The organism is Arthrobacter sp. 01N444, from assembly GCF_056399305.1.
The window spans coordinates 124,475-148,923 of the sequence record NZ_JBFTRB010000008.1; the positions used below are offsets into that span (position 1 = coordinate 124,475).

Sequence of the window (24,449 nt, forward strand, 5' to 3'; positions counted from 1 at the left end):
TCAAATGGAAATGCCACAGCGACCTGCGGCTTTACATCTGCGTGGGGGCGCTGCTGCTTTCTGTGACGGCTGGTTCGACCGAACCGGTCCCAGAAGTGCTGAAGGGTTGCACATGCGGTCTAAGTTGAATCGTTTCCTCGCCGTCCTTGGCGTCGCTGGATTGCTGGCGCTCCCCGCCGCTCCGGCCCTCGCCGAAGATCCGGTGGCCATTCCGTCCGGGCAGAACATCGTGGACAGTGCGAACGTGCTCGGCAGCCGCAAGGCCGAAGTCCAGGACGCCATCCAGAAGCTCCTCAAGGACCACAAGTACAACCTCTACGTCATCACGGCAAAGACGTTCGAGAATCCGGCCGAACCCAAGGCGTGGGCCCAGGCCGTCGCGACCAACAAGGGCATGGGCAAGGCCGACGTCATCCTGACCATGTCCGACGACGGCAAGTACTACTTCTCCCCCAGCTCGGCCAGCGCCATCTATCCCAAGACGTCCACCATCGTCCAGAACGCCATCGTGCCGAACCTGGCCGGCGGAAAGCGCGACTTCGCCCAGGCAGCCATTGACACGGCCGCTGCGGTGGGCGACGCGGCGGGCGGCGGCAGCGGAACGGTGCCGTCCGGCGCCGGAGCGGGCAGCGCCGTCCTCGTGGGAGTCGGCGTCGTGGCTGTGGGCGGTGCGGGAACGTATCTGTACCTGCGCAGCCGCCGGAAGAAGGCCCTGCAAAGTTCGGGGGCGTCAGCCGGGGCCCAGGGCGGGCAGCCGGACCCGCTGGCGGGGCTCAGCGTGGCCGAGCTGCGCCGGAAGAGCGATTCGCTGCTGATCGAGGCCGATGACGCCATCAAGTCCAGCGAGCAGGAGCTGGGATTCGCCCAGGCCCAATACGGGGACGCCGCGGTGGGCAATTTCACCAAGGCTCTGCAGGAGGCCAAGGGCCACATGACGGAATCGTTCAAGCTGCAGCAGCAGCTTGACGACCACATCCCCGACACCGAGGAGCAGCAACGGAGCTGGCTCGTTGAAATCATCGGCCGCTCCGAAGCCGCGCTGGCATCGCTGCAGGAACAGAAAGCCGATTTCGATTCCCTCCGGGAGCTGGAAAAGAACGCCCCGCAGGCCCTCGCCGCCGTCGGCGCCGGCGCCGCGGACGCCCAGGCAAAGCTTGCCGCCGCCGAACAGTCACTGACCGATCTGCGGGCCAAGTACGCCGAGAGCGCCCTGGTCCAGGTCGCGGACAACATCAAACAGGCCAAGGAACGTCTCGACTTCGTGCAGAATGCCTCCACGGCGGCGCAGGAAAAGCTCGCCGCGGGTGAAAGCAGCCTCGCCGCGGTCGCCGTCCGCGCCGCCGAGGAGAGCCTGCACCAGACGAACGTGCTGATCGGCGCCATCACCAAGGTGGCCGGCAGCCTCGACGGGGCACGCAACAGCCTCGAAGCCGCCGTCGTCGATACCGCGCAGGACCTGGCCCAGGCGAAGGCGATGATCCAGTCCGGCGCCCATCCGGAACTTGCCGGCCCCGTGGCTGCGGCGGAAGCCGCGCTCGCCCAGGTCAAAACGGAAATCCAGGGCGGCAAGATTGATCCGATCGCGACGCTGGAACGGGTCGTCACGGCCCACCAGGCACTCGACCAGTCCCTGGCCGGAATCCGCGACCAGCAGGACCAGGCGCGCCGGGCCCAGGCCTCACTGCAGCAGAGCATCATGTCGGCCCAGGCCCAGATCAGCGCGACGTCGGACTACATCACCGCCCGCCGCGGCGGCGTAGGCACCGACGCGCGCACACGCCTGGCGGAAGCCCAGCGGAACCTGGACTATGCGCTCTCCATTTCCCGCACCGACCCCGTCACGGCCTTGCAGTACGCACAGCAGGCCTACGCGCTGGCGGCACAGGCCGCGCAGCTGGCCCAGTCCGACGTCGACCAATTCGGCGGCTACGCCAACCAGGGCCAAGGCTACGGTCGGGGCGGCATGTTCGGCGGCAGCGGCGGGGGCGGCCTCGGCGGCGCGATCCTCGGCGGAATCCTCATCAACTCGATCCTCCACGGCGGAGGCGGCGGAGGCTGGGGCGGCGGCGGAGGCGGCGATGACTCCGGCGGCGGCTGGGGCGGCGGCGGCGACTTTGGCGGCGGCGGAGACTTCGGTGGCGGGGACTCCGGAAGTTTCTAGCCTGTTCGCCACCCCGCAGGGGACACAGTGGGAAAGCAGTAGCAGGAAACTCGACAGACCACGCGCCGGCCGCAAGGGCCCGGACAGCGGATAGATGCGATACATCATCGATCACTGGAATCAGTGAGACAACGGAGCAGGACGAAAGGTAACACCATGGTTAAGCAGTCCATTTTCGGCCGCATGGCGCAGCTGGCGAAGGCAAACATCAATTCGCTGCTGGACCAGGCCGAAGATCCGCAGAAAATGCTGGACCAGATGGTCCGTGACTACACGAACAACATCGCGGAGGCGGAGTCCGCCGTGGCCCAGACCATCGGCAACCTGCGCATGCTCCAGGACGACTACAACGAGGACGTCCGCAACGCCCAGGACTGGGGCAGAAAGGCCCTCGCAGCCTCGCGCAAGGCCGACGAATACCGGGCGAAGGGCGACGTCGGCGATGCCGAGAAGTTCGACAACCTGGCCAAGGTGGCCCTGCAGCGCCAGATGGGTTCCGAGAACGAGGCCAAGGCCGCCGAGCCGAGCATCGCGTCCCAGACCGAGGTGGTGGACAAGCTCAAGCACGGCCTCGACCAGATGAAGGGCAAGCTCAACGAACTGACCAGCAAGCGCAATGAGCTGGTGGCCCGGTCCAAGACCGTGCAGGCCCAGAGCCAGGTCCACGATGCCCTCAAGAGCATCAACATCATGGACCCCACCTCCGAGGTGGGCCGCTTCGAACAGAAGATCCGCCGCGAGGAAGCCAAGGTCCGCGGCCAGCAGGAGCTCGCCGAGTCGAGCCTGGACGCCCAGTTCAATTCGCTGGAAGATCTTGGCGAGCAGACCGAGATCGAAGCCCGGCTGGCAGCGCTGAAGTCCGGCGGCGCCCCCGCTGCCATCGGCACCGGCGAAAAGAGCGCCGAGTCCGGTTCCACGGTCGAGGAGGCCGACTTCGACAAGCTCTGACCCGCCGGTCCGGCGCTTCCGCAGGACTGCTGCACGCTTCGGGCCCGGGGCCGGGCTCCGGCGGACGAACCTGACACCTCAGGATCGCCCGCCGGGGCCCGGCCCTCGTTGTGCCCTGCATGGCCCCATGTCTCACCGCACAGGCGCCCGCGGCGGCGGGCGCGCGTGTACCGTGGATCCATGTCTGCGACCCTTGTGTGGCTCCGTGATGACCTCCGGCTGGATGACAATCCGGCTCTGGCGGAGGCCGCTGCCCTGCACCAACCCCTGACCGTCGTCTATGTCCTGGATGAGGAGTCACCCGGCATCCGGCCGCTGGGCGGCGCGGTGAAGTGGTGGCTCCACCATTCCCTGGCCGGCCTGGCCGCCGCGCTGGAGGCCACTGGCTCGCGGCTGGTGCTCCGCCGCGGCCCCGCCGCCCGGGTCATCCAGGACCTCGCGGTGGAAACGTCGGCAGACGCCCTGCTGTGGAACCGCCGCTACGGCGGCCCTGAACGCGCCGTCGACGCCGGCCTGAAGAGCTGGGCCGGCGGGGAGGGCCTCAACGCCACGAGCTTCCAAGCGAACCTCATGTTCGAGCCGTGGACCGTGCGCACCGGCGGCGGGGGCCCCTACAAGGTCTTCACGCCGTTCTGGAAGGCCTGCCTGGCCGGTGCCGAGCCCCGGCAGCCGCTGGCGGCTCCGGACCAGCTGCCGGGCCCTGCACGCACCCAGAGCGGCGGCCTGCCGGCGAGCGAACCGCTCGAAAGCTGGGGCCTGCTCCCCCGGAGCCCGGACTGGAGCCTGGGGCTGGCCGACACCTGGACGCCGGGAGAAGCCGGCGCCCTCAGCCGCCTCGAGGACTTCGTGGATGGCCCGGCCGCAGAGTACGGCACCGGCCGCGACGTCCCGGGCGTCGAGGGCACCAGCCGGCTCTCCCCGCATCTGCGCTTTGGCGAAATCAGCCCCTTCCGGATCTGGCACACGCTGCGCCACAGCTTTGCGGCGGGGGCGCCGGCCGACGTCGGGATCTTCCGTTCCGAACTTGGCTGGCGGGAATTCTGCTGGCAGCTGCTGTACGAGAATCCGGATCTGGCGACACAGAACTACCGGCCGGAGTTCGACCGCTTTCAATGGCAGCCGGCGTCGGGCGACGAGCTCCAGGCCTGGCAGCAGGGCCGTACGGGCTACCCGATGGTGGACGCGGGCATGCGCCAGCTCTGGCAGACGGGCTGGATGCACAACCGCGTGCGGATGGCGGCCGCGTCCTTCCTGGTGAAGAACCTGCTGGCCGACTGGCGGCTGGGCGAGGCCTGGTTCTGGGACACGCTGGTGGACGCCGATGCCGCGAGCAATCCGGCCAACTGGCAGTGGGTGGCGGGCTCGGGTGCCGACGCGTCGCCGTACTTCCGGATCTTCAACCCGGTCACGCAGAGCAAGAAGTTCGACGCCGCCGGTCGTTACCTGCGCGGGTACATTCCCGAGCTCGCCGCGCTGGATGACAAAACCGTCCACGAGCCCTGGAAGGCCGACAGCGCCGCCCCCGGCTACCCCGCACCGATCGTGGACCTTGCCGAGTCCCGGGCGCGGGCGCTGGCAACCTATCAGCGGCTCAAGGACGGCTGAGAGCCGGCACGGGGGCGGCTCAGGGCAGACGCAGCGCAGGCCGCCGCCGCGGACTTAAAACGAAAGGTCCGGAACACTGTTTCCAGTGTTCCGGACCTTTTCTCCAGTTGCGGGGACAGGATTTGAACCTGTGACCTCTGGGTTATGAGCCCAGCGAGCTACCGAACTGCTCCACCCCGCGTCGCTTGATCAACTCTACCCTAGTTTCCGGACCGCCTTGACCACGTGCCCGGCCGCCGTCCAGTCCGGCACATCCAGATCGATGGACTGCGAGGCGATGGTCTGCGGGGCGAGGCGATGGTCTGCGGGGCGAGCCGCTCGAGCGGTCGCCCCTTTGTCCTATGACCGGTTTCCCGGTTCCCGGCTTCCGGACCGCCCCCCAGCGGCTTAAAGCAAAAGGTCCGGAACACTGTTTCCAGTATTCCGGACCTTTTCTCAAGTTGCGGGGACAGGATTTGAACCTGTGACCTCTGGGTTATGAGCCCAGCGAGCTACCGAACTGCTCCACCCCGCGTCGCAAGATCAACTCTACCTGCCGGTGAACTTGAGGCCAAATCGAAGCGACGTGATGTGCATCTCGCCGCCCGCGGGAGCGTCCGCCCCGGTCTCCCGGGCCCGTCCGGCCAGGGCCGCACAGGGATCGAATCCGGTCCGTCTACGCCACAGGCCGGGATTGCCCCTCCGTAGGGGCAAACCCGGCCTGTCGCACCGTTCACAGCCTGCGCCTGGCCCTCGCGCAGCGCGCAAGGACCTGCCAGGGTCAGCTGCGCAGCGTTAACCGCCCGCCGTCGCCGACGGTGTGGGCGACGGTGTGGCGGCGCCCGCCGGCGCGGCCGGGGTTTCCAGCTTTGCTTCGGCCTCGAGTGCCTTTTGCAAGGCAGCGTTCAGCTTCTTTTGCTGCTCACCGTAGGTCGCGAAGTCGCCCTTCGCGAGGGCGTCCTGGCCGGCCTTGATCGCCGCATTGGCCTCGTCCAGCGCGGCCTTCAGGTCTGCCTTCGCGTCGGTAGTGCCGGGCGGCGGAGTTGCCCCACCTGGCGTGGTGGGCGTGGCCGGTGTTTGTCCCTTGTTGGCCGAGTCACCTGCTGCGGCACCCGAATTTCCGCCGAAGAGCTGGTTCAGGGCCTCGTCCAGTGTGGGCGCGAACCCGATCTTGTCGCCGAACGCCACCAGGACCCGCTGCAGCGTCGGGTAGGAGGTCTCCCCCGTGGAGCGCAGATAGACCGGCTGGACGTACGCCATGCCGCCACCAACCGGCAGGGTCAGGAGGTTGCCGTTGAGCACCGCCGACGCACCCTGGCGCAACAGGTTAAGGGCCTGCGAAACGGTGGGGTCGGAGTTGAACTTGTTCTGCGCCTGGCCCGGTCCGGGGACCTGGGTCTCCGGCGGGATCTGCAAGAGCCTCAGCTGGCCGTAGCTGTCCGCTTTGACGCCCTTCTGGTTGCCGGCGTCGGAGTCCGCGGCCAGGAAGCCGTAGAGCACGTTGCGGGCGTTGCCGTTGACCACCTGCGGGATGAACGACGAGGTCAGCTGGAACGCCGGCTTGTCCTGGTCGGGCATCTTCAGCGACATGTAGTACGGCGGCTGTTTGACTTCGTCCTTGACGGTGGGGTCGTTGGGAACGGACCAGGCGTCAATGTTGGTGTAGAAGCTGTCCGGGTTGGTCACGTGGTAGCGGCCCAGAAGCTCGCGCTGGACCTTGAACAGGTCCTCCGGGTAGCGCACGTGGCTCATGAGGGCACCGGACATCTCCGAATACGGCTTCACCGACGTCGGGAAGATCTTCTGCCAGGCTTTCAGGACCGGATCCTGGTCGTCCCAGGCGTACAGCGTCACGGAGCCGTCATAGGCGTCCACGGTGGCCTTGACCGAGTTGCGGATGTAGTTCACCGAGCTGTTTGGCAGGGCTACTGTCCGGTTCGCGGCGGTCTGTGAGTCGGCCGTGGCGGCAGAGAGCTGCTCCTGCTGGGAGTACGGGAAGTACGGGCTGGTGGTGTACCCGTCCACGATCCATTTCACCCTGCCGTCGACGACGGCGGGGTACGGATTGCCGTCAACAGTCAGGTAGGGCGCCACCTTTTCGACGCGGTCCCGCGGGTTGCGGTCGTAGAGGATCTGGGACTCGGCGTTCACGCCGTCCGAAAGCAGCAGGTCCGAGGACTGGAACTTGATCGCGTAAAGGATCTTGTTGAAGAAGCTGCCCACGTTCGGGCCGCCGTTGCCCGTGAAGGTGTACTGCGTCTCGCCGTCGCCTTCCTTGGCCGCGGGCCGGTCCTGCTCACGGTGCGGTGCACCGTCCGGGGCGCCCACGATCGAATAGTCGGGCGAGTCCTGGCCGAAGTAAACGCGGGGCTGGTAGGTCGAATCGTTGCCGAGCGCGCCGGTGGACGGGATGCCCGCCTGCAGGAAGTCCGGCTTGCCGTCCACGGTGAACTTGTTGCCCTTGGCGGCGACGACGCCGTAGCCGTGGGTGTAGACAACGTGCCGGTTCAGCCAGGACTGCTGGTTCGTGGCGAGCCCGTCCGGGTTGAGTTCGCGGACGGCGATGACCGTGTCCTGGATCTTGCCGTCGATCTCGTAGCGGTCCACGTTCAGGGCGCTGGGGAACTGGTAGTAGGGCCGGTACTGTTCGAGCTGCGAGAACGCATCCGAGATCAGGTTCGGATCCAGCAGCCGGATGTTGGCGGTGGTCTGCGCATCGGGGGCCAGCGCTCCGGTGGTGGCGTTGGTGGTGGCGTTGTACCGCTTTTCCTGGACCTTATCCAGGCCGTAGGCGGCACGGGTCATCGCGATGTTCCGCTTGATGTATTCGTTCTCCAGCGTCTGCTCCGAGGGCCGGACCTGGAACTGCTGGATGACCCACGGGTAGACGCCGCCGGCCAGGATGGCCGTGATGATGAGCATGGCGGTGCCGATCACCGGCAGCCGCCACTTGCCGATGACCGCGGCGACGATGAACAGCACGGCGACGATGGCCGCGGCCACGGCCAGGATGGCCTTGGTCGGAATGACGGCGTTCACGTCCGTGTACAGCGCACCGGCCCAGCGCCCGCCGTTATTCTGCACCGTGGAGTAGCGGTCCAGCCAGAAGTTGAGGCCCATCAGCACCAGGAAGGCGGCGCCCGTGACAGCCAGGTGGATCTGCGCGGCGCGGCTGGTGAAGATCCCGCGTTCCATGATCCGGATGCTGCCGTAGAGGTAGTGGGTGAGGATGCCGGCAAGGCCAGCGATCACCGTGACGCTGATGAGGAACCCGGTGACGAAGCCGAGGAAGGGAAGAGTCATGAGGTAGAAGCTGATGTCGAGCCCGAACTGCGGATCGTTCTGGCCGAATGCCTCCTGGTTCAGGAACAGGAGGACTTTCTGCCACTGGCTGGCCGCGGCGCTGCCGGCGAACAGGCCAAAGAGGATGGGAAGCCCCACCATCACGACGCGGCGGATCGGTTCAAGCTGCGCCTGGTAGCGGTTGAGGTTGTCCCGGATTTCCGAATCGGGGGCGTACACCGGCCGCGCATGGTAGGCAATCCTGATGGCGAAGAAGACGGCCAGGAACATGACAGCGAAACCTGTCAGGAAGATCACGATCCTGGCCAGGTTCTCGGTCAGGAACACTTCGAAGTAGCCGAGCTGCTGGTACCAGAGGACATCCGTCCAGACATTGGCGAAGAAGATGAATCCGACCACGATCAGGGCCACGATGATCAGCGTCGGCGTCAGGGCGCCGCGTCGTGTCTGGGGTCTTCCGGGCGGGACAGTGCTGGCGGGACGGGACAAACTCGGTACCTCATAGCTGGTCGTCTACTGCTGGTTTTTAGTTATCAGTCGCTGCTGTGGCTCAGTCTGGCGACCAAGTGCCGGTGTTGCAGGTTGATGCATTCTAACGGCCGTCACCGCCGTTCCGTCAGGGCCCTGCAGCAGGGTCCCGGCGGGACGGCGCGGCCGTCAATTAGTGCCACGAGTGGGGACGGCGCTTAGTTCCGCGGCCAGTCTAGTTGTTGGTGCAGACAGGCAGGCCCGATGTGTCGCCGCCTGACGCGGCCAGTTCAACTGCCTTGCGGGCCTCGGTGAGGTTCTCGACCCGGACCACCTGCAGGCCGTCGGGGATGTGGCCCAGCACGTCTTCGCAGTTGGCCGCCGGGGCCAGGAACAGTGTGGCCCCGCCGGACCGCGCCCCCTGCATCTTCTGGGCGATCCCGCCGATGGGTCCTACGGCACCGTCCGGGGTGATGGTTCCGGTTCCGGCGATGTGCTTGCCGCCGGTCAGGTCCCCGGGAGTGACGGTGTCAATGATGCCAAGCGCGAACATCATGCCCGCACTGGGGCCACCGACCTTGTCGAGCGAGATGGTGACATCAAACGGGAAGGTGAACTTGTACTGCAGCAAGACGCCCAGGATGTAGCGGCCCGCACTGTTCTTGGCCGGCGTAATGGTGACTGGCACCCGGTTGCCGGCGCGTTCGACGATAACCTTGGCGGGCTTGCCGTTGCCGGCGGCCAGTTCCGCCTGGACCACGCCGAGCGCAGTGATGGGCTTGTCATTGATGGAGACAAGTTCGTCCCCTGCCTGCAGCAGTCCCTTCGAGGCGGAGTCGTCCGGGAGCCCGGCCACCTGCATTTTCTGCCCGAACGGAATCTTCAGTTCCTTCAGTGCCGAGGCGATGGCGTTCTCCTGGGAGGTGGTCATCGCGGTGGCGCTCTCCTGCTGGGACTGTTCCTTGGTGACGCCGGTGGGGAAGAGCAGTTCCTGGGGGTAGACGGCCTTGGTCCCGTTCAGCCATGCCGAGAACGCCTCGAAGACGCTGACCGGACCGTTGGGACCGCCGTCGACATAGACAGTGGTCAGGTCCAGGCTGCCCTTGGCAGGAAACGACTCATGGCCGCTGACGCTGATCACCGGTTTGCCGTTGTCCTGGCCGATGGTGTTGAAGGTGGGGCCGGGAGACTCGATCACGTAGGGCACGGGCAGGCTCACCGCGGTGATGCCCAGTGCGGCGGCAAGCAGCCCCGAGACAAGCATGGCCGAAGACCGGTTGTTGCGCGGGCGCCGCATGCCGGCGCCAGCCAGTCGCGCCCACCTGCCCCGGGCAGGGCCGGCCGCTGGGTCGCTGGCGGGCTGCTCACCGTGGGTGATTGTCATTGAACGACCTCTCCGTGCCGGCACGAGCTGCTGCGGCCCTGCCAGGACAAGCCCGAGAGGACACCGCGACCACGCACCAGGGCCGCAGCCTAACCCGAGGCTGCCGCGTGCAAATATTCCAACTTCCAAGCCTACGCGCTTGGGACCCCGGACCGCTCTTTGCCTACAGCGAACGTGGCGCGGTTTCGGCAGACAGCCACTCTTGCACAGGGGTACCGTGAAGTTGAGAAGCAGCCACACCGACGATCGGCGGGATCATGACCTCCAACCCACTCAATCCGTCCAATGGCGACGAGGAACCCAAGGATCCCTTGGCCGAAATGCTCAAAAACCTGATGGGCGGGCAGGGCATGGGCAATATCGACCCCGCCGAGCTCGCCAAGGCAGCAGGCCTCCCGGACGATCCAAACCTCCTGGCCCAGATGTTTTCCCAGGTGCAGGCGATGATGAGTGCCCCCTCGGAGGGGCCCGTCAATTGGCAGCTGGCACATGACAACGCCCGGCGCGTCGCCGCCAGCGGAACCGACCCCTCGGTCACGGCGCATCAGTCGCGGGAGGTCGATGAGGCCCTTCGGCTGGCCGAACTGTGGCTCGACCAGGTCACCGGGCTTCCGGCCACGGGACTGATCGGCCGGGCGTGGTCCCGCGCCGAATGGGTCGAGGAAACCCTTGGGACGTGGAAGCGGCTGACCGAGCCCGTGGCCAACAGCATTGCCAATGCACTCTCGGCCGCCATGACCGAGCAGATGCCCGAGGAAATGAAGTCCATGATGGGCGGCGCCTCCTCGATGATCCAGAACATGGGCGGGGCGATCTTCGGCATGCAGCTCGGCCAGGCGATCGGCGCGCTCTCGGCCGAAGTGGTCAGCTCGACGGACATTGGCGTGCCCCTCGCAGACCTTGAAATGGCGCTCCTGCCGGCCAACGTGGCGAAATTCGGTGAGGGCCTCAGCCTGCCGGAGAACGACATCCGCCTGTTCCTGGCCGTGCGAGAGGCTGCACACGCCCGTCTCTTCGTCCAGGTACCCTGGCTGCGCGGGCACCTGCTCGGCGCGATCGAGGCCTACGCCCGCGGCATCCACATCGACACGTCCAAGATCGAAGAACTGGCACGCGAGATCGATCCCAGCAACCCCGAGGGCATCCAGGAGGCGCTCTCGCAGGGAGTCTTCATGCCGCAGCGCACTCCCGCCCAGGAGCAGGCCCTCGAAAAGTTGGAGACCGCGCTTGCCCTGGTGGAAGGCTGGGTGGACGAACTCACCTGGGGTGCAACCGAGAAGATGTTGCCGTCCGCGGCCGCGTTGCGCGAAACCGTCCGGCGGCGCCGGGCCACCGGGGGCCCCGCGGAACACGCGTTCTCCTCCCTCGTGGGACTCGAACTGCGGCCGCGCCGGCTCCGCGAGGCCGCCACGCTGTGGGCCTTGCTCAAGGAAGAGCGTGGGGTCGACGGCCGCGACGCCGTTTGGCAGCATCCCGACCTGCTTCCCACGGCAGAGGACCTGGAAGATCCGCAAGGCTTCAGCGAACGCCGCAAACTCGCCGAAGCCAGCGACAGCGAAGTGGATGACGCCCTGCAGAAACTGCTTAGCGGAGGGTTCGACGAGCAGGCCGGCGCCGACGCCACGGACACCGAGGGCACGGCGGATTCAGAGGGCACCGCGGATTCAGAAGGCACCGCGGATTCAGAAGGCACGGCGGATTCAGAGGGCACGGACGAACCGGCGGCCAAGGACGACGACCGTCAGGACGGCGGACCGGACGACGGCGGCACGCCCAAGGCCTAGCCGAACGCTAGTAGGCCCCGGCCGGGATTTCGGTTCCGTCCGGGGCTTCGTCGTATCCGCCGTCGGGTGCCAGGCCGCGTGATGTCGCAAACGAGACCCCTTCCAGGAAGGCCTTGGCACGCTCAGTCTCCGGGTACGCCGTCAGCAACCGCCAGAAGGCGGCATCGTGGCCGGCCACCAGGAGGTGGGCCAGTTCGTGAAGCAGCACGTAGTCGATCACCCACTGCGGCATGGGCTGCAGCTTCGCCGAGAGCCGGATGGTCCCTTCGGACGGCGTCGCGGAACCCCAGCGCGAATTCTGGTTGGTGACCCAGCGGACCGAGGAGGGCACCGCTCTGCCGCCCAGGTACTTCGCCGACAGATCCGCGGCGTGGGCGGCAAGGTCGGCATCGCTGCGGGGGCGGCGCCGGCCGGAACCCCGCGCCGCCCGGTCCCCCTGGCGCCGGAGTTTCTCCAGCATGCGATGGACCCACTCCCGTTCCTGCGCCCTGCTGAAGGACGCGGGGATGGCGACGACGGCGGTGCCGTCCTCCCAGAACGCGGCGACCGTGCGGCGTCGGCGCGCAGAGCGGCGGACCACTACCGGGGCGCCGTCGGCGGTGGTCAGCGGTGTGGCCGCCGGAACTGAACCGGACATCACTGAACCGTGCTTTCGGCCAGGACTGTCAGAACGGCCTCGCCGTACTTCTCCAGTTTGGATGGACCCACGCCGGCGAGTTTGGCCAACTGCTCCAGCGACTCGGGGCGCGCCTCGGCGATGGCGGTCAGGGTGGCATCGGTGAACACCACGAATGCCGGGACGTCCGCCTCAAGGGCCACGTCCTTCCGCCACTGCCTGAGCGCGTCGAACGTCTGTTCCTCGTAACTGGGCGGGCACTGGTTGCAGCGGCCCACCTTGCGCTCCGCGCCGCTGGAGAGCATGCTGCCGCAGACCCGGCACGACGCCGGAACGGCCGCCTTCCGGCGCGGCGCCGGGCCCTTGCCCCGCAGGTGGGAGCTGGCCACCGAGTCGGGGCGAAGGCCGTCCAGGAAGCGCGAGGGCTTGCGGTTGGCGCGTCCGCCGGGTGTCCGGGCAGTGGACCAGGACAGGGACAGGTGTTCGCGGGCGCGGGTGATCCCGACGTACAGGAGCCGGCGTTCCTCGTCCACCGCTTCCGGAGTGTCCGCGAACGAGATCGGCACGAGGCCCTCACTCAGCCCGACCAGGAACACGGCGTCCCATTCCAGGCCCTTGGCGGCGTGCAGCGATGCCAGGGTAACGCCCTGCACAGTCGGCGCGTGCTGGGCCAGGGACCGTTCCTGGAGCTCGTTGACAAAGTCCGGGAGCGAGAACTGCGGGCCCCTGCTGATCACGAGTTCGTCGGCCAGCGCCACGAGGGCGGCCAGCGATTCCCAGCGCTCCCGGAGAGCGCCGCCGCTGTGCGGCGCCGCGTCCGTGTAGCCCAGGGAGGCGACGATGTCCCGGACCAGCTGCCCGAGCGGCTCGTGCGTGGCGGTTTCAGCCACCGCCCGGGTCGCGGCCCGGAGCTGCAGGATGGCGTCCCGGACCTCCTTCCGCGCGAAGAACCGCTCACCGCCGCGCAGCTGGTAGCCGATCCCCGCCGAGGCCAGCGCCTGTTCGTAGGCTTCGGACTGCCCGTTGGTGCGGAAGAGCACGGCGACCTGGCTCGCCGGTGTTCCGGCGTCGAGGAGTTCGCGGATCCGCGCGGCGACAGTGGCGGCCTCCGCCTCGTCATCCGAGCATTCGGTGAACCGCGGCACCGGGCCCGCCGGCCGCTGCGCCACCAGCTGCAAAGGCGTTGCCCAGGCGGCGTCCGCCACCGGGCCGCCGCTGCGCCGGCCGGCGAGGAGGTCGTTGGCGAGCCTGACGACCTGGGGCGTGGACCGGTAGTCCCGGATCAGCTTAACGACGTGGGCCTCGGGATACATCGCTTTGAACCCGAGCAGGTGCTTCGGGGAGGCGCCGGTGAAGGAGTAGATGGTCTGGCTGGCGTCGCCCACGACGCACAGCTCGTCGCGTCCGCCGAGCCACAACTCCAGGAGCCGCTGCTGCAGCGGCGAGACGTCCTGGTACTCGTCGACGACGAAATGCCGGTACTGTTCCCGGACGGTCGCTGCCACCTTTGGGTCCTCCTGCAGGATCCCCACGGTGATCAGCAGCACGTCCTCGAAGTCGATGACGTTGCGGTCGGTCTTGACGTCCTCATAGGACTGGAAGACCCGTGCCACGGCCGTCAGGTCGAAGCCGCCCGGATTGCCCCGGCCCTGGGCGTTCTCCAGATAGTTCGCCGGGGTCAGCATGGATACCTTGGCCCACTCGATTTCGGAGGCGAGGTCCCGGATGGAGGCGCGGTCCGTGCTGAGCCGGAGCCGCCGCGCGGCCTCGGCAATCATCTGTGCCTTGTGGTCCAGCAGGTTGGGCAAGGTGCCGCCGACCGCCTGCGGCCAGAAGAACTGCAACTGGCGCAGCGCCGCGGCGTGGAAGGTACGGGCCTGAACGTTGCCGACGCCGAGGTCACGGAGCCGGCTGCGCATCTCGGCGGCAGCCCGGGCCGTGAAGGTGACAGCGAGGAGCCGTTGCGGGCTGTACACCCCTGAGTGCACGCCGTAGGCGATCCGGTGCGTGATGGCGCGGGTCTTGCCGGTCCCGGCACCGGCCAGGACACACATGGGCCCCTGGAGGGTGCTGGCAACCTCGCGTTGCTCAGCGTCGAGGCCGCCGAGGATCCGTTCCTCCAGCGAACGGCCGTCAGGTTCCGGGGCATCGGCAGGCGGGGCATCGCCCGACGTCGTGCCGCCCGACGGTTCCCCGCCGGGGATGGTGCTGAAGTTCAATTTCTCTGTGGTCACTTTTGCTGCTCAGTCGGTAGTCGGTGTCCTGCGGATAGGGGCAGGCGGTGTCAGCCTGTATGGGGCAGTGTCAGGCGCTGTCCGCGGCGTCCTGAATGATGCCGCCGTACCAGTGTTCAATAAGGGACCGGGCGATGGAGAGCCTGCTGGAAATGACGATCTCGCCGCTGAGGACGGCGTCCTGCAGTTCGCTCCGGCTGAACCACCGTGCCCTGGTGACCTCGACGCCGTCGGGCCGGGCTTCGGTGTCCGGCGTGGTGGCCGTGAAGCCGAGCATCAGGGAGGCGGGAAACGGCCAGGACTGCGATCCAAGGTACTGGGACGCGGTGACGCGGACCCCGACTTCCTCGCTGATTTCGCGCTGCACGGCCTGTTCGAGCGACTCCCCCGGTTCGACGAAGCCGGCGAGGGTCGAATAGTTCCGGGCGTCGAGTGGGCCACCTCCGCCCAACAGCAGTCTCCCGTCGGGGCCCACCACGGTGACGATGATGGCCGGATCCGTCCGGGGGAAGTGCTCGGAGTTATCGGCCGGGCAGCGCCGGACCCAGCCACCGGCTTCCGGCTGCGTGGGAGTGCCGCAGCGCGGGCAGTGAGTGTGGGTGGAATGCCAGTTGGCGATGGCGCTGGCTTCGATGAACAGCGCAGTGTCCGTGGCGTTCAGGCGTGCCGCGACTTCGCGGAAACCCACCCACTGCGCATCGCTCGGAACGCCGGCCACGTGAGCCTCGAATTCCTCGGCCTGGACTTCGAACTGAAGCGGGAGGACAAAGAGGACAAGCTCGGTGCCGGCGTCGAGGTCCGAACCGGCCAGGGCGGAACCGAGGTAAATCACGTGTTCGGGAGCGTACGGGGTGTTGGCCAGGTGCCCGGAGAGCTCGGCCGCGTTGAGGAGCACGAGGCTGTTGCCGCTGACGAGGGCCTGCCTGCCGGAGAGCACCACGGCCTGCGCCGCGCCTGAACCGACCAGCTCCGCGAGCATTCCGGGTTTCACCCGCGCGGCGGATCCGCGGTCGATCAGGGCCGGGCGCACGGGAAGGACCGTCTCCATGAGGTGGTTTGCCGGCAGGAGATGCGGCGGCGGCGCCGCACCGTCGGATGCCGGGGATTCGGAGGGTGTTTGCTGTGATGCCGATGAAGATGCCGCTGACTCCGCAAGACTCATACACCCACCGTACTGACTCGGGCAGACAATTGACATTTGCCGACCATGCCGCCGGGCGCTCCACAGCATGTGCGGGACAAGCCGCCTGCCCCGGATTCAGCGCCTATTTCCCTCCGATTTGTCCCCGATCTCAAGACTCGCCGGAGTGCATCGCCGACTTGGGCGCCGCTCAATCTACCGTGGAAGGGTGAGAAGGAAACCAATCGAACTGGCAGCTGTAGCAACGGCGGCGGTACCCGGCCTGACCCCGACCGCCGTCAGCTCTGCGCCCGACGATCCGGCGGACTTCGACGCGGCCCTCCTGCTGGACTCTGAGGGCAAGCGTTGGCGCGTCCGCTCCCCCCGGCATGCCGAAGCGAGCGCCCGGCTGGAAACCGAATTCCTGGTGCTGCGTGCGTTCGCTCCCGGCATCCGGGCCGAGCTCCCGTTCCTCATGCCCACAGTGGCGGGAACGGTCCGGCAAGGCCAGCTCAGCACGTTTGTCTATTCGCACCTGGCCGGCGCCACCCGCTCCCTGGACGAGCTCAGCAACGGCTCTCCCGCGCTGGCCCGCGAAATCGGGGCGGCCCTGGCCGCGATCCATGACCTCCCACGGTCAATCGTGAGCAACGCCGATCTGCCCAGCTACACGCCCAACGAATTCCGCCAGCGGCGCCTCAATGAACTGGACCAGGCGGCCACGACCGGAAAAATCCCGCCGCTGCTGCTGCGGCGCTGGGAACACGCCATGGAAGACGTCTCGCTCTGGCGCTTCAATCCCTGCGTCGTTCACGGCGACCTCCACGAGGACAACCTGCTGGTCGAGGGTGAGCGTGTGACCGCAGTGACAGGCTGGACCGACCTGCGCATCGGTGACCCGGCGGACGACATGGCCTGGCTGGTCGCCTCCAACGAACAGGACTTTGTGAATGCGGTCCTGGATCACTACACCTCCAGCCGGCGCGACGCGCCCGATGCGCACCTGTTGCGGCGGGCCGCGCTCTCCGCCGAATTCGCCCTGGCGCAGTATCTGGTCAAGGGCATGGCCGCCGGCAACCAGGAAATGATCGACGAGGCGGAATCCATGCTCGCCACACTGGCCGAGGACGTGGCCGAACACGGCGGCCAGCCGATCAGCGTGGAACCGCTGCCGCAGCCGGTCGCGGCACCCGAACCCGGCACAGAACAAGCCATTGCCGACGCCGGTGCTCATGTCGATGCGCCGACGGTCCCGGCCGCGCCGGCCCCAGCGGCCAACGGGACGGCGCCCGCCGTCAGCAAGGTCACGCTGCTGCCTATGGAGCCGGTCACGGGCAGCGCTCCGGCTGATGATGCCACTGCCGGCATCAGTGCCAGGCCCGCTGTGCACGTCACGCCTATCCCCCGCGAAACGGGGGCTGACGAACCGGCGGCTGTCCCCCAGCCCATCGCAGACACAACCACAGCCGCAGCCGCAGCCGCTGAAGCAGGCGACCAGGCAAGCGCCGAGCCGGGCGCCGGTACGGCCGCAGGTGCGTCCGCCGACATCACCGCAATCCCCGGCGCCGCCAAGTCCTCCGAGCCCTCCAGCGCTGATGCCGCGCTGGACGCCGCCCCGCAGGCGGCGGCCCCCGACCCGGACTCCGGGAAGGTCAGTGAGGCCGGTGACAGCGACGCCGGGGCCGCGGTTCCAGCCGGTACCGACACATCGACGCAATCGATCGCCGTCGTCCAGCCCGGGTCCGGTGACAACACGTCAACCGCCGCGATCACGGTGGTCGACTCCGCGTCCCGCTAGCGCCGGCTGCCGGCCGGTTCAGGTGTACTGCCCCGCCCGGATCGTTCGGCGGGCTTTCTCCGGCCGGCTGACAGCAGCTAGGCGCCGCTGTGCGTCGCTGTCCTCCCTAGCGCCGCCGACACGATTTCCTCAAGCTTTTCCGCTGATCCGAGGTCATGGGGGCGGACCACCTGGTTGTCGGCCACGTAGTAGAAGGCGGCCCGGACGTCCTCCAACGGGACCCCCTTGAGCCGGGCCCAGGCCAGCCGGTAGACGGCGAGCTGGACTGCCTTGACCTTCAGTTGGGCCGCCGAGGGGCGGCGGCCGGTCTTCCAGTCCACAAGATCCCAGCGGCCGTCGGCGTCGCGGAACACGGCATCGATCCTGCCCCGGACCACGACGTCGCCGATCCGTGTCTCGACCGGGACCTCGACGTGGGCGGGGGCGCGGTGGGCCCACTCGGACTGACGGAAAGTTTCCACCATGGAATCCAGGCCGTAGGCCTCGTCGATGTGGTCGTCAGCGCCGGCTGCCTCACCCAGGTCCAGCATCCCGGCGGCGCCGAAGTATTCCTCCACCCAGGCGTGGAAGGCCGTGCCCTTGCGCGCCGACATCCCCGGTTCGCGCGGGATCGGCCTGCGCAGGCGGGCCACAACGGAGCCTGGGTCATCTTCCAGGTCCACGAGAGTCGACGCCGAGATGTGCCCGGGCAGATGCACATCCTGGACCACCGAACGCCGGGAGCGGCGTTCCAGCAAAGTGGCCGCCTCCTGCGCCCACCCGGCGGCAGGACCGCGCAAGACGGGACGTCGTCCGTCCGGGCCAGGGTCCACGTGTCCGTCCGGGCCGGCGTCCATTGCCTGCAGGACGCGGGCCGCTGCGGATTCCATGGCCGCCCGCCGGCCCGGGACAAGCCGCAGCCGTTTTCCCGTCCGGGGGTCATGCGGGCCCTCCAGCGGATCATAGGGCCAGGCGGCGACTTCGAGTTCAGAGGTCAGGGGGCTTTCGGCTGGCAGCGCGTCCTCGCTGACGGACAGCGGATGGATTTCGGCCGCGCCGTCGGCGGTGAGGCCCTCGAGCCCGGCAAGGAAGGGAGACATCTCCGCCAAACCGGCCCGGGACCCCACCCACGCCGCACTCGATAGCCAGAGCACGTGTTTGGCACGGGTGTACGCCACGTAGGCCAGGCGCCGTTCCTCGGCCTCGCCGTGCGCCTGGACGGCAGACTTGAACTCCTTCTCGGCGTCAAGCCAGCCTTTTTGGTCCGGCTGGTCCAGGTCCCATTGGGGCAAATCGGTGCGATCGCCGCGCAACGGCCACGGCAGTGCCGCACTGCCGCTGCTCCACCGCGAGTCGCGGCTGCTGGGGAACGCCCCGGAATTGAGCCCGGGAACGAACACGACATCCCATTCCAGCCCCTTGGAGGCATGCACGGTCAGCAGCTGGACGGCTTCGTGGTTCACCTCCGGCGCTGCGGCATCCAGACCGTTTTCCTCGGCCGCCGCAGCTTCCAGCCATGCGAGGAACGCCAGGACATCTACCCGCTGGGAGGTGTGCAGGAACCCGGCCGCCGCGTCCTGGAAGGCGTCCAGGTTGCGGCGGGCCTGATGGATGCTGATCCCGGGCCGGGCCGCAACTTCGATGTCCAGGAGCATCGCCCGTTCGACCTCCCCGAGCAAAGTGGTGAGGTCGTCCCCCATGTAGCTGCGCAACTGCCGGAGCTCGTCCGAGAGCCGCTGCAGACGGTCCCGGGCCTCCGGGCTCAGTCTGCGTCCGTGCGCCGAGGTCCAGCCGTCGCGGGGCAGCCAGTCCAGGGCCTCGACCAGGCTGGCGGCGTCCGTGATGTCGCCTTCGATCACAGCGTCATCCAGCGCGTCTTCGGCGGCACGCCCGTCATCCTCGGCACCCTGTCCGGCGTCGCCGGCCTCCAGGCCGCCGGGGCGACCCCGACGGCGGGCCAGGAAACTCGACCAGTCCCGCAGGGCCATCAGGTCCGCCGGGCCGATCCGCCACCGCGCGCCGGCCAGCAGGCGCATGAGGGAGTCCGAGCGGCCCGGGTCGGCCAGGACCCGGAGCGTAGCGACAAGATCGATGATTTCCGGCGTGTCCAACAGCCCGCCGAGCCCAACGATTTCATAGGGAATACCCCGGACTTCGAACTCGCGGCGAATGCATTCCATCTGTGCCCGGCGCCGGCACAGGACAGCCATGGCCGGCGGAACCGGGTCGGCGGAGTGCGCGGCGTCGAAGTCTGTCACGCGAAATTTCAGCACGTCGCCTGCGATCGCCGCGGCCTCGGCTTCGTCCGTGGCGAACCGTCCCATCACCACCCTGCCGTCCACCGCGGCCGGGCTGGGCTGCAGTGGCGGGACTTCGACGGCGTCGGCGCTTTCCCGGGCCCCGGCGGCCCCGAGGTTCGCCGCCGCTTTGCTCAGCGGCGCCGAAATGAGGTTGGCCGTGGCCAGGATGTTGCGTCCGTTGCGCCACGCTGTAGTCAAGTAGGAGGTGGGCGCCACGGCAAAGCGCCGGGCCTGCCCGCTGCCCCGGTCCCGCGAGCTGCCCCGGTCCCCCTCGCCGCCGTGGGCGGTGCCGGTGCCTTCGCTGCTGACGAGGATCGGGAATTCGCGGACGAAATGGAAGAGTTGCCCGGCGGACGCTCCCCGGAATCCGTAGATGGACTGGTTCGGGTCCCCCACCGCGGTAACCGCATGGCCGTCGCCGAAGAGCCGGGAGAACAGCACCAACTGGGCGTGCGAGGTGTCCTGGAACTCATCGAGAAGCACCACCTTGTAACGCTGGCGCTCTGTTTGGGCGGCGACCGGAATCTCACTGGCCACCCGCGCCGCCAGGGCCACCAGGTCACCGAAGTCCAGGGCGCCGCGGGCGCGCTTCGCCTCGGAATAGCGGCCCACCATGTCCGCGACGCTGGCCCGCGTGCGAAGCATCGCGCTGAGCTCGCCCGCAGCCTGGGTGGGGTTCCTCTTGGCTTCTGCGACATACGGGAGCGACTCGAACGCGGCGACCCGCTCCAAGAGCCAGCCACGGACCTGGGCCGGGTCCTGCAAATGCTCGGAGCACTCTCCCGCCAGCTGGATCACGGCCTTGACGAGCGTTGATTTGGCGGACCGGAAGTGTTCGTAGTCCCCGTCAAAGGCTTCCACCACCTCGCTGGCGAGCTGGAACGACTGGGCGCCGCCGAGCAGCACGACGTCGCGTTCGACGCCGAGGCGGAGACCGTAGTCGGACACAATGCCGCTCGCATACGAGTGGTAGGTGGAGACCTTGGGTTCGAGCGCATCCGCGCTCAGCAGCCCGGCAGGGAAGAGCGTGTTCCCGGTGTCGGCCGCCGCGATGCGCGCCAGCGCGGCCAGCTTGGCCCGGATCCGCGAGGCGAGTTCACCGGCGGCCTTGCGGGTGAAGGTGACGCCGAGGACTTCCTCCGGCCGGACCCAGCCGTTGGCGACGAGCCACACGACCCGGTCCGCCATGGTGGCGGTCTTCCCCGAGCCCGCCCCGGCGATCACGAGCCGCGGCGTGAGGGGCGAGGAAATGATCAGGGACTGTTCGGCCGTGGGGCTGTTCCCCTCCCCCAGCAGTGCCGACAGCTCTTCCGGGCTGAACCGCGGCTCAGGAAGGGGCTCGGGGAGGGGAGCCGGTGCCGGATGCGGGTCGGTCGGGCCGCTTGCCGGCGCCTCGGGGCTCATTCAGTAACCTGCTTTCCCCGCACGCACAGCGGGCACACTTCAGGGAGCCGGCAGCCGTGGCCGCCGTGGCCTCCCTTGGACGGATCGTGGCGGGCCTGGAAAACGCTGCCGGACATCACGCGGGCCGCGTCGCCGACCATCTCCAGTGCCCAGTTGTCCTGCGGATCCAGCGGTGCCTGGGCCTGGATGCCGGGGCTCTTGGTGGTGGTGCCCAGCTGGGCCAGGACGGCGCCGCCCGGCAGCGGCGGCGGACCGTCGTCGGGACCCGCGAAGCCGCCGGCCAGCACGGCGGCCTGGTAGGCACCGAGCTGCGGGTGCCGGTCCAGATCCGCTTTGCCGGGCTGGCGTTTGCCGGTTTTGAGGTCGATGATCACCAGCCGGCCCTCGGCGTCGATCTCCAGCCGGTCGACCTGGCCCCTGAGCACGGCGGGCCGCGCCGGACCGGCGCTTCCGCCCTCGCCCGGATCGGATCCGGCCTGTGTGGAAGCGGCCTCCGCCGGAACGTCCGGCAGCTTCACCTCAAAGTCCTGTTCGACGCCGATCAGGCTCCGGCCCTCGCTGCGCATCACGAGGACATACTGGGCGAGCTTGCGGACCATGGACTCGGCTCGCTGGAAGTCCAGTTTGCCTTCCCAGTTGTCCTTCATCCCCAGCGTGGGCCAGCGCCGGACGAGTTCGGCGACATACTCGCTTCCCGAGGCGTCCGGGAGGTCCTGCGCAATGGCGTGGACCAGCGTTCCGAGGCTGCGGGCAAAATCGGTGGCGGCTTCACCGCCGGCGGCTTGGACAAACCAGTCCAGCGGAGATTTCTGCACGGTTTCGACCTTCGAGGGCGACACGAACACGGTACCGCCCGGCGGAACCACCGCCTCCTCCGAGGACAACTCCGCCAGCCCCCACCAGCTCGCGGGGTGCGCGCCCGGAACCGGCGGCTGGGCCGTGGCCAGGCCCCCCAGGACGGCCGCGGCTTCCGCCGATTCGGCCGCCCTCGGGTCGAGCTGGGCGTACTGCCGCAGCTCCGCTACCAGCGCCCGGAGCGTCAGCGGACGCTCGACCGGGGTAAAGCCCCGGCGGTCCTGCCCGGACCGCAACGGCGCCACATAGTCCAGGAACGAGGACGGCTGCTCATCCTCCGAGGACACCGCCGTGCAGATCAGCACCTCCCGGGCGCGGGACACTGCCGTGGAAAAGCTCCGGAGCTCGTCATAGCGTATTTCGCGCAGCCGGCTCTGCGGATCCAGTCGCAGGGCATACTCCACGCCGTGCTCGACGGCGTCGGCGAACAACGTGCTGCCCAGCAGTTCGCCGCGCAACCGGGTGTTGGGCCACACGCCTTCCTGAAGTCCGGGCACAATGACCACCGGCCATTCGCGGCCGGCCGCGCTGGCAGGGGTCATGAGCTCCACCGCGTCTTCCAGCTGCGCCCGGGCGGCCAGGGTATCCATGGGAAGTTCCTGGCTGAGCAGGTATTCAAGGAACTGCTCCGGGCCGGAACCCGGCAGCTGGTCCACAAAGCGTTCCGCGGTATGGAACAGCGCCATCATGGCATCAAGGTCACGGTCGGCCCGGGCACCGGCTGAGCCTCCGGCGAGGGCGGCGTCGGTCCAGCGGGAGGCCAGGCCGGTGGAATGCCAGAGCGCCCAGAGCACCGTCTCTGCGTTGCCTCCGGGGGCACCGGCGGCGTCCCGGCCCGCTGCGATCATCCGGGCAATCCGGCGGGCCGAGTGACCCTCGATGCCCAGCGTTGCGAGCGCTCCCGGCTCCAGCAGGGCTTCGACCAGGAGCGCGTCGCTGGTGCGCCCGCCGCCGCCCAGGAGTTCCTCCCGGCGCAGCGACTGCCGCAGCCTCCGCAGTTCAATCGCGGTGGCGCCGCCTATCCGGGACGTCAGCAAGGACACCGCTGACTCGGGTGTGAGCACGGCAGGGTCCAGGGCCACCGCATAGGCATCGAGCAGCGGACGGACCGCGACCTCGTCCCGGACGGCGGATTCGGCGACGGGAATCCGGACCGGAATCCCCTGGCCGGCCAGGTACCGCTGCAACTGGCTGAGCTGGCCGCCGTTGCGCACGATCACGGCGATGTCCCCGAGTTCCCGGGCGTCGTTCAGCTGGGCTTCGAGGATCCGCTGGGCCACATACCGCAGCTCGTGGACCGGGGACGGCAGCAGGTGGGCCTCGACCGTCCCCGCCCATGCGCCGGCGGCTCTGTCCGGTGTCGGGACTGGTTGCCCGTCCGGCGCCGGCACCGGTCCGGGCTGTTCGAGCCGGCGGGCGGACTGCCCGCCGGACCTGCGGGAGATGCGCCCGGCCACTGACAGCCATGCCTCCGCCACTGCCGGGTCCTGCCGATGCGCCGTCCACAGGGGTCGTTCCAGGATCGTCCCGTCAGGTGCCAGGAGGCCGGGAAGCTCCGCCACGAGATCGGGGCGTGCCCCGCGGAAGCCCTGAACCACGGTGTCGGGCGAGGCAGTGATGATGGCATCCTTGCCGGCGGCGATGTCGGCGAGCAATTCGAAGACCGCCGGGTTCGCCTCCTGGATGTCATCCACGAGAATCAGCTGCAGGCGGTCGCGTTCGGCGGCGAGGAAATCGGGTGAGTCCTGGAAGATCTGGCGCGCGGCAGTGATGATGCCGGCGGGGTCGAAGGCCTCGGGCATGCGCAGGTCCAGGACATCGCGGTATTCGGAGTACAGGGCGGCCGCCGGAATCCAGTCCGGCCGGTTGCACTGCCGGGCCAAGGCCACAAGGTCCTCGGCGGTCCGCCCGGATTCGATGATCCGGTCAAAGAGCTGGCGCACTTCCTGCCGGAAACCGCGGGTCTGCAGGGCGGCGCCCAGGTCTTCGGGCCAGGGCAGCTCGAGGCCGGGCAGCGCATGGCCCTCCAGCAGTTCCTTGATGATCAGGTCCTGTTCCGGGCCGGAGAGCAGCTTCGGCTGGCGCGGAAGCGGCAGGAGGCCTTCGGCCTTGGCACGGCGGATCAGATCGAAGGCATATGACGCCCAGGTCCGTGCCGGCGTCGTGCTCAGGCTCCGGTCCAGGCGGGCCGTGAACCGGTCGCGGAGCGTATCCGCGGCGAGCCGCCCGGGAGCCAGGATGAGCATCCGCTCCGGATCCAGACCATCGCGCAGGGTGCGGCGGACGGCAGCCTCGACAAGGACCGTCGACTTGCCGGTGCCGGGCGCGCCGGGCACCAGGACGGGGCCGGAGCCGGGCGGGACCTCGACGGCGGCAAGCTGGTCCGGTGACAGCACCGGCACCGCGCTGTGCTGGGTCCGGGGCGGCAACAGGCGCAGCCCCGCTCCCGTTGCGCGCCCCGCCCCGGGAAGGGGACGGGACCCGGACCGCTGCAGGCTTGGTTCAAGGTGG

Annotated in this window: 11 protein-coding genes, 2 tRNA genes and 1 pseudogene; 5 read left to right on the forward strand and 9 right to left on the reverse strand. The window is 68.5% G+C overall.

The genetic code is table 11. The features are described from left to right. Nucleotides 1-112 precede the first annotated feature (112 nt). From AC1DKN_RS11745 to AC1DKN_RS11755, 3 genes are all read left to right on the forward strand, one after another. Nucleotides 113-2,161 carry a TPM domain-containing protein gene (locus AC1DKN_RS11745; RefSeq protein ID WP_476871336.1) on the forward strand — a complete coding sequence of 683 codons (2,049 nt, stop codon included), beginning with the start codon at nt 113-115 and terminating at the stop codon, nt 2,159-2,161. 156 nt (nt 2,162-2,317) lie between these two features. Next, the gene (locus tag AC1DKN_RS11750) at nt 2,318-3,109 is read left to right on the forward strand and encodes a PspA/IM30 family protein (protein WP_223913934.1); all 792 of its coding nucleotides are present in this window, start codon (nt 2,318-2,320) and stop codon (nt 3,107-3,109) included. Between the two features lie 180 nt (nt 3,110-3,289). Then, the gene (locus AC1DKN_RS11755; protein ID WP_476856667.1) at nt 3,290-4,714 is read left to right on the forward strand and encodes a cryptochrome/photolyase family protein; all 1,425 of its coding nucleotides are present in this window, start codon (nt 3,290-3,292) and stop codon (nt 4,712-4,714) included. A gap of 107 nt (nt 4,715-4,821) precedes the next feature. Here AC1DKN_RS11755 and AC1DKN_RS11760 read toward each other — a convergent pair. The 4 genes from AC1DKN_RS11760 to AC1DKN_RS11775 form a co-directional block, all read right to left on the reverse strand. Further along, nucleotides 4,822-4,895: transfer RNA gene (locus AC1DKN_RS11760), tRNA-Met, on the reverse strand. A 259-nt stretch (nt 4,896-5,154) separates the two neighbouring features. Then, nucleotides 5,155-5,228 (reverse strand) — tRNA-Met (locus tag AC1DKN_RS11765). Between the two features lie 260 nt (nt 5,229-5,488). Continuing rightward, the gene (locus tag AC1DKN_RS11770; RefSeq protein ID WP_476871337.1) at nt 5,489-8,485 is read right to left on the reverse strand and encodes a UPF0182 family membrane protein; all 2,997 of its coding nucleotides are present in this window, start codon (nt 8,483-8,485) and stop codon (nt 5,489-5,491) included. Between the two features lie 214 nt (nt 8,486-8,699). Continuing rightward, complete coding sequence (locus AC1DKN_RS11775; RefSeq protein WP_476871338.1) at nt 8,700-9,848, reverse strand: YlbL family protein; 1,149 nt, start codon at nt 9,846-9,848, stop codon at nt 8,700-8,702. Between the two features lie 257 nt (nt 9,849-10,105). Between AC1DKN_RS11775 and AC1DKN_RS11780 the strand changes: the two genes are divergently transcribed. Continuing rightward, complete coding sequence (locus AC1DKN_RS11780) at nt 10,106-11,632, forward strand: zinc-dependent metalloprotease (RefSeq protein ID WP_476871339.1); 1,527 nt, start codon at nt 10,106-10,108, stop codon at nt 11,630-11,632. Nucleotides 11,633-11,639: 7 nt separating this feature from the next. Here AC1DKN_RS11780 and AC1DKN_RS11785 read toward each other — a convergent pair whose 3' ends face one another. The 3 genes from AC1DKN_RS11785 to nudC form a co-directional block, all read right to left on the reverse strand. Continuing rightward, the gene (locus AC1DKN_RS11785) at nt 11,640-12,269 is read right to left on the reverse strand and encodes a M48 metallopeptidase family protein (RefSeq protein WP_476871340.1); all 630 of its coding nucleotides are present in this window, start codon (nt 12,267-12,269) and stop codon (nt 11,640-11,642) included. After that, entirely contained in the window at nt 12,269-14,371 is a 2,103-nt protein-coding gene (locus tag AC1DKN_RS11790) for an ATP-dependent DNA helicase UvrD2 (protein WP_476871355.1), read from the reverse strand. The genes AC1DKN_RS11785 and AC1DKN_RS11790 overlap by 1 nt, the downstream gene beginning before the upstream one ends. Nucleotides 14,372-14,552: 181 nt before the next feature. After that, nucleotides 14,553-15,644 (reverse strand): NAD(+) diphosphatase, encoded by a 1,092-nt coding sequence (nudC, locus tag AC1DKN_RS11795; RefSeq protein WP_476871341.1) that lies wholly within the window; start codon nt 15,642-15,644, stop codon nt 14,553-14,555. 187 nt (nt 15,645-15,831) lie between these two features. Between nudC and AC1DKN_RS11800 the strand changes: the two are divergent. Next, a pseudogene (locus AC1DKN_RS11800) lies at nt 15,832-17,100 on the forward strand (macrolide 2'-phosphotransferase); the annotation flags it as partial. Between the two features lie 377 nt (nt 17,101-17,477). Here the strand turns inward: AC1DKN_RS11800 and AC1DKN_RS11805 are convergent. Beyond that, nucleotides 17,478-21,083 carry an ATP-dependent helicase gene (locus AC1DKN_RS11805; protein WP_476871342.1) on the reverse strand — a complete coding sequence of 1,202 codons (3,606 nt, stop codon included), beginning with the start codon at nt 21,081-21,083 and terminating at the stop codon, nt 17,478-17,480. Continuing rightward, nucleotides 21,080-24,433 carry an ATP-dependent helicase gene (locus tag AC1DKN_RS11810; RefSeq protein WP_476871356.1) on the reverse strand — a complete coding sequence of 1,118 codons (3,354 nt, stop codon included), beginning with the start codon at nt 24,431-24,433 and terminating at the stop codon, nt 21,080-21,082. The genes AC1DKN_RS11805 and AC1DKN_RS11810 overlap by 4 nt, the downstream gene beginning before the upstream one ends. Between the last annotated feature and the right edge of the window lie 16 nt (nt 24,434-24,449).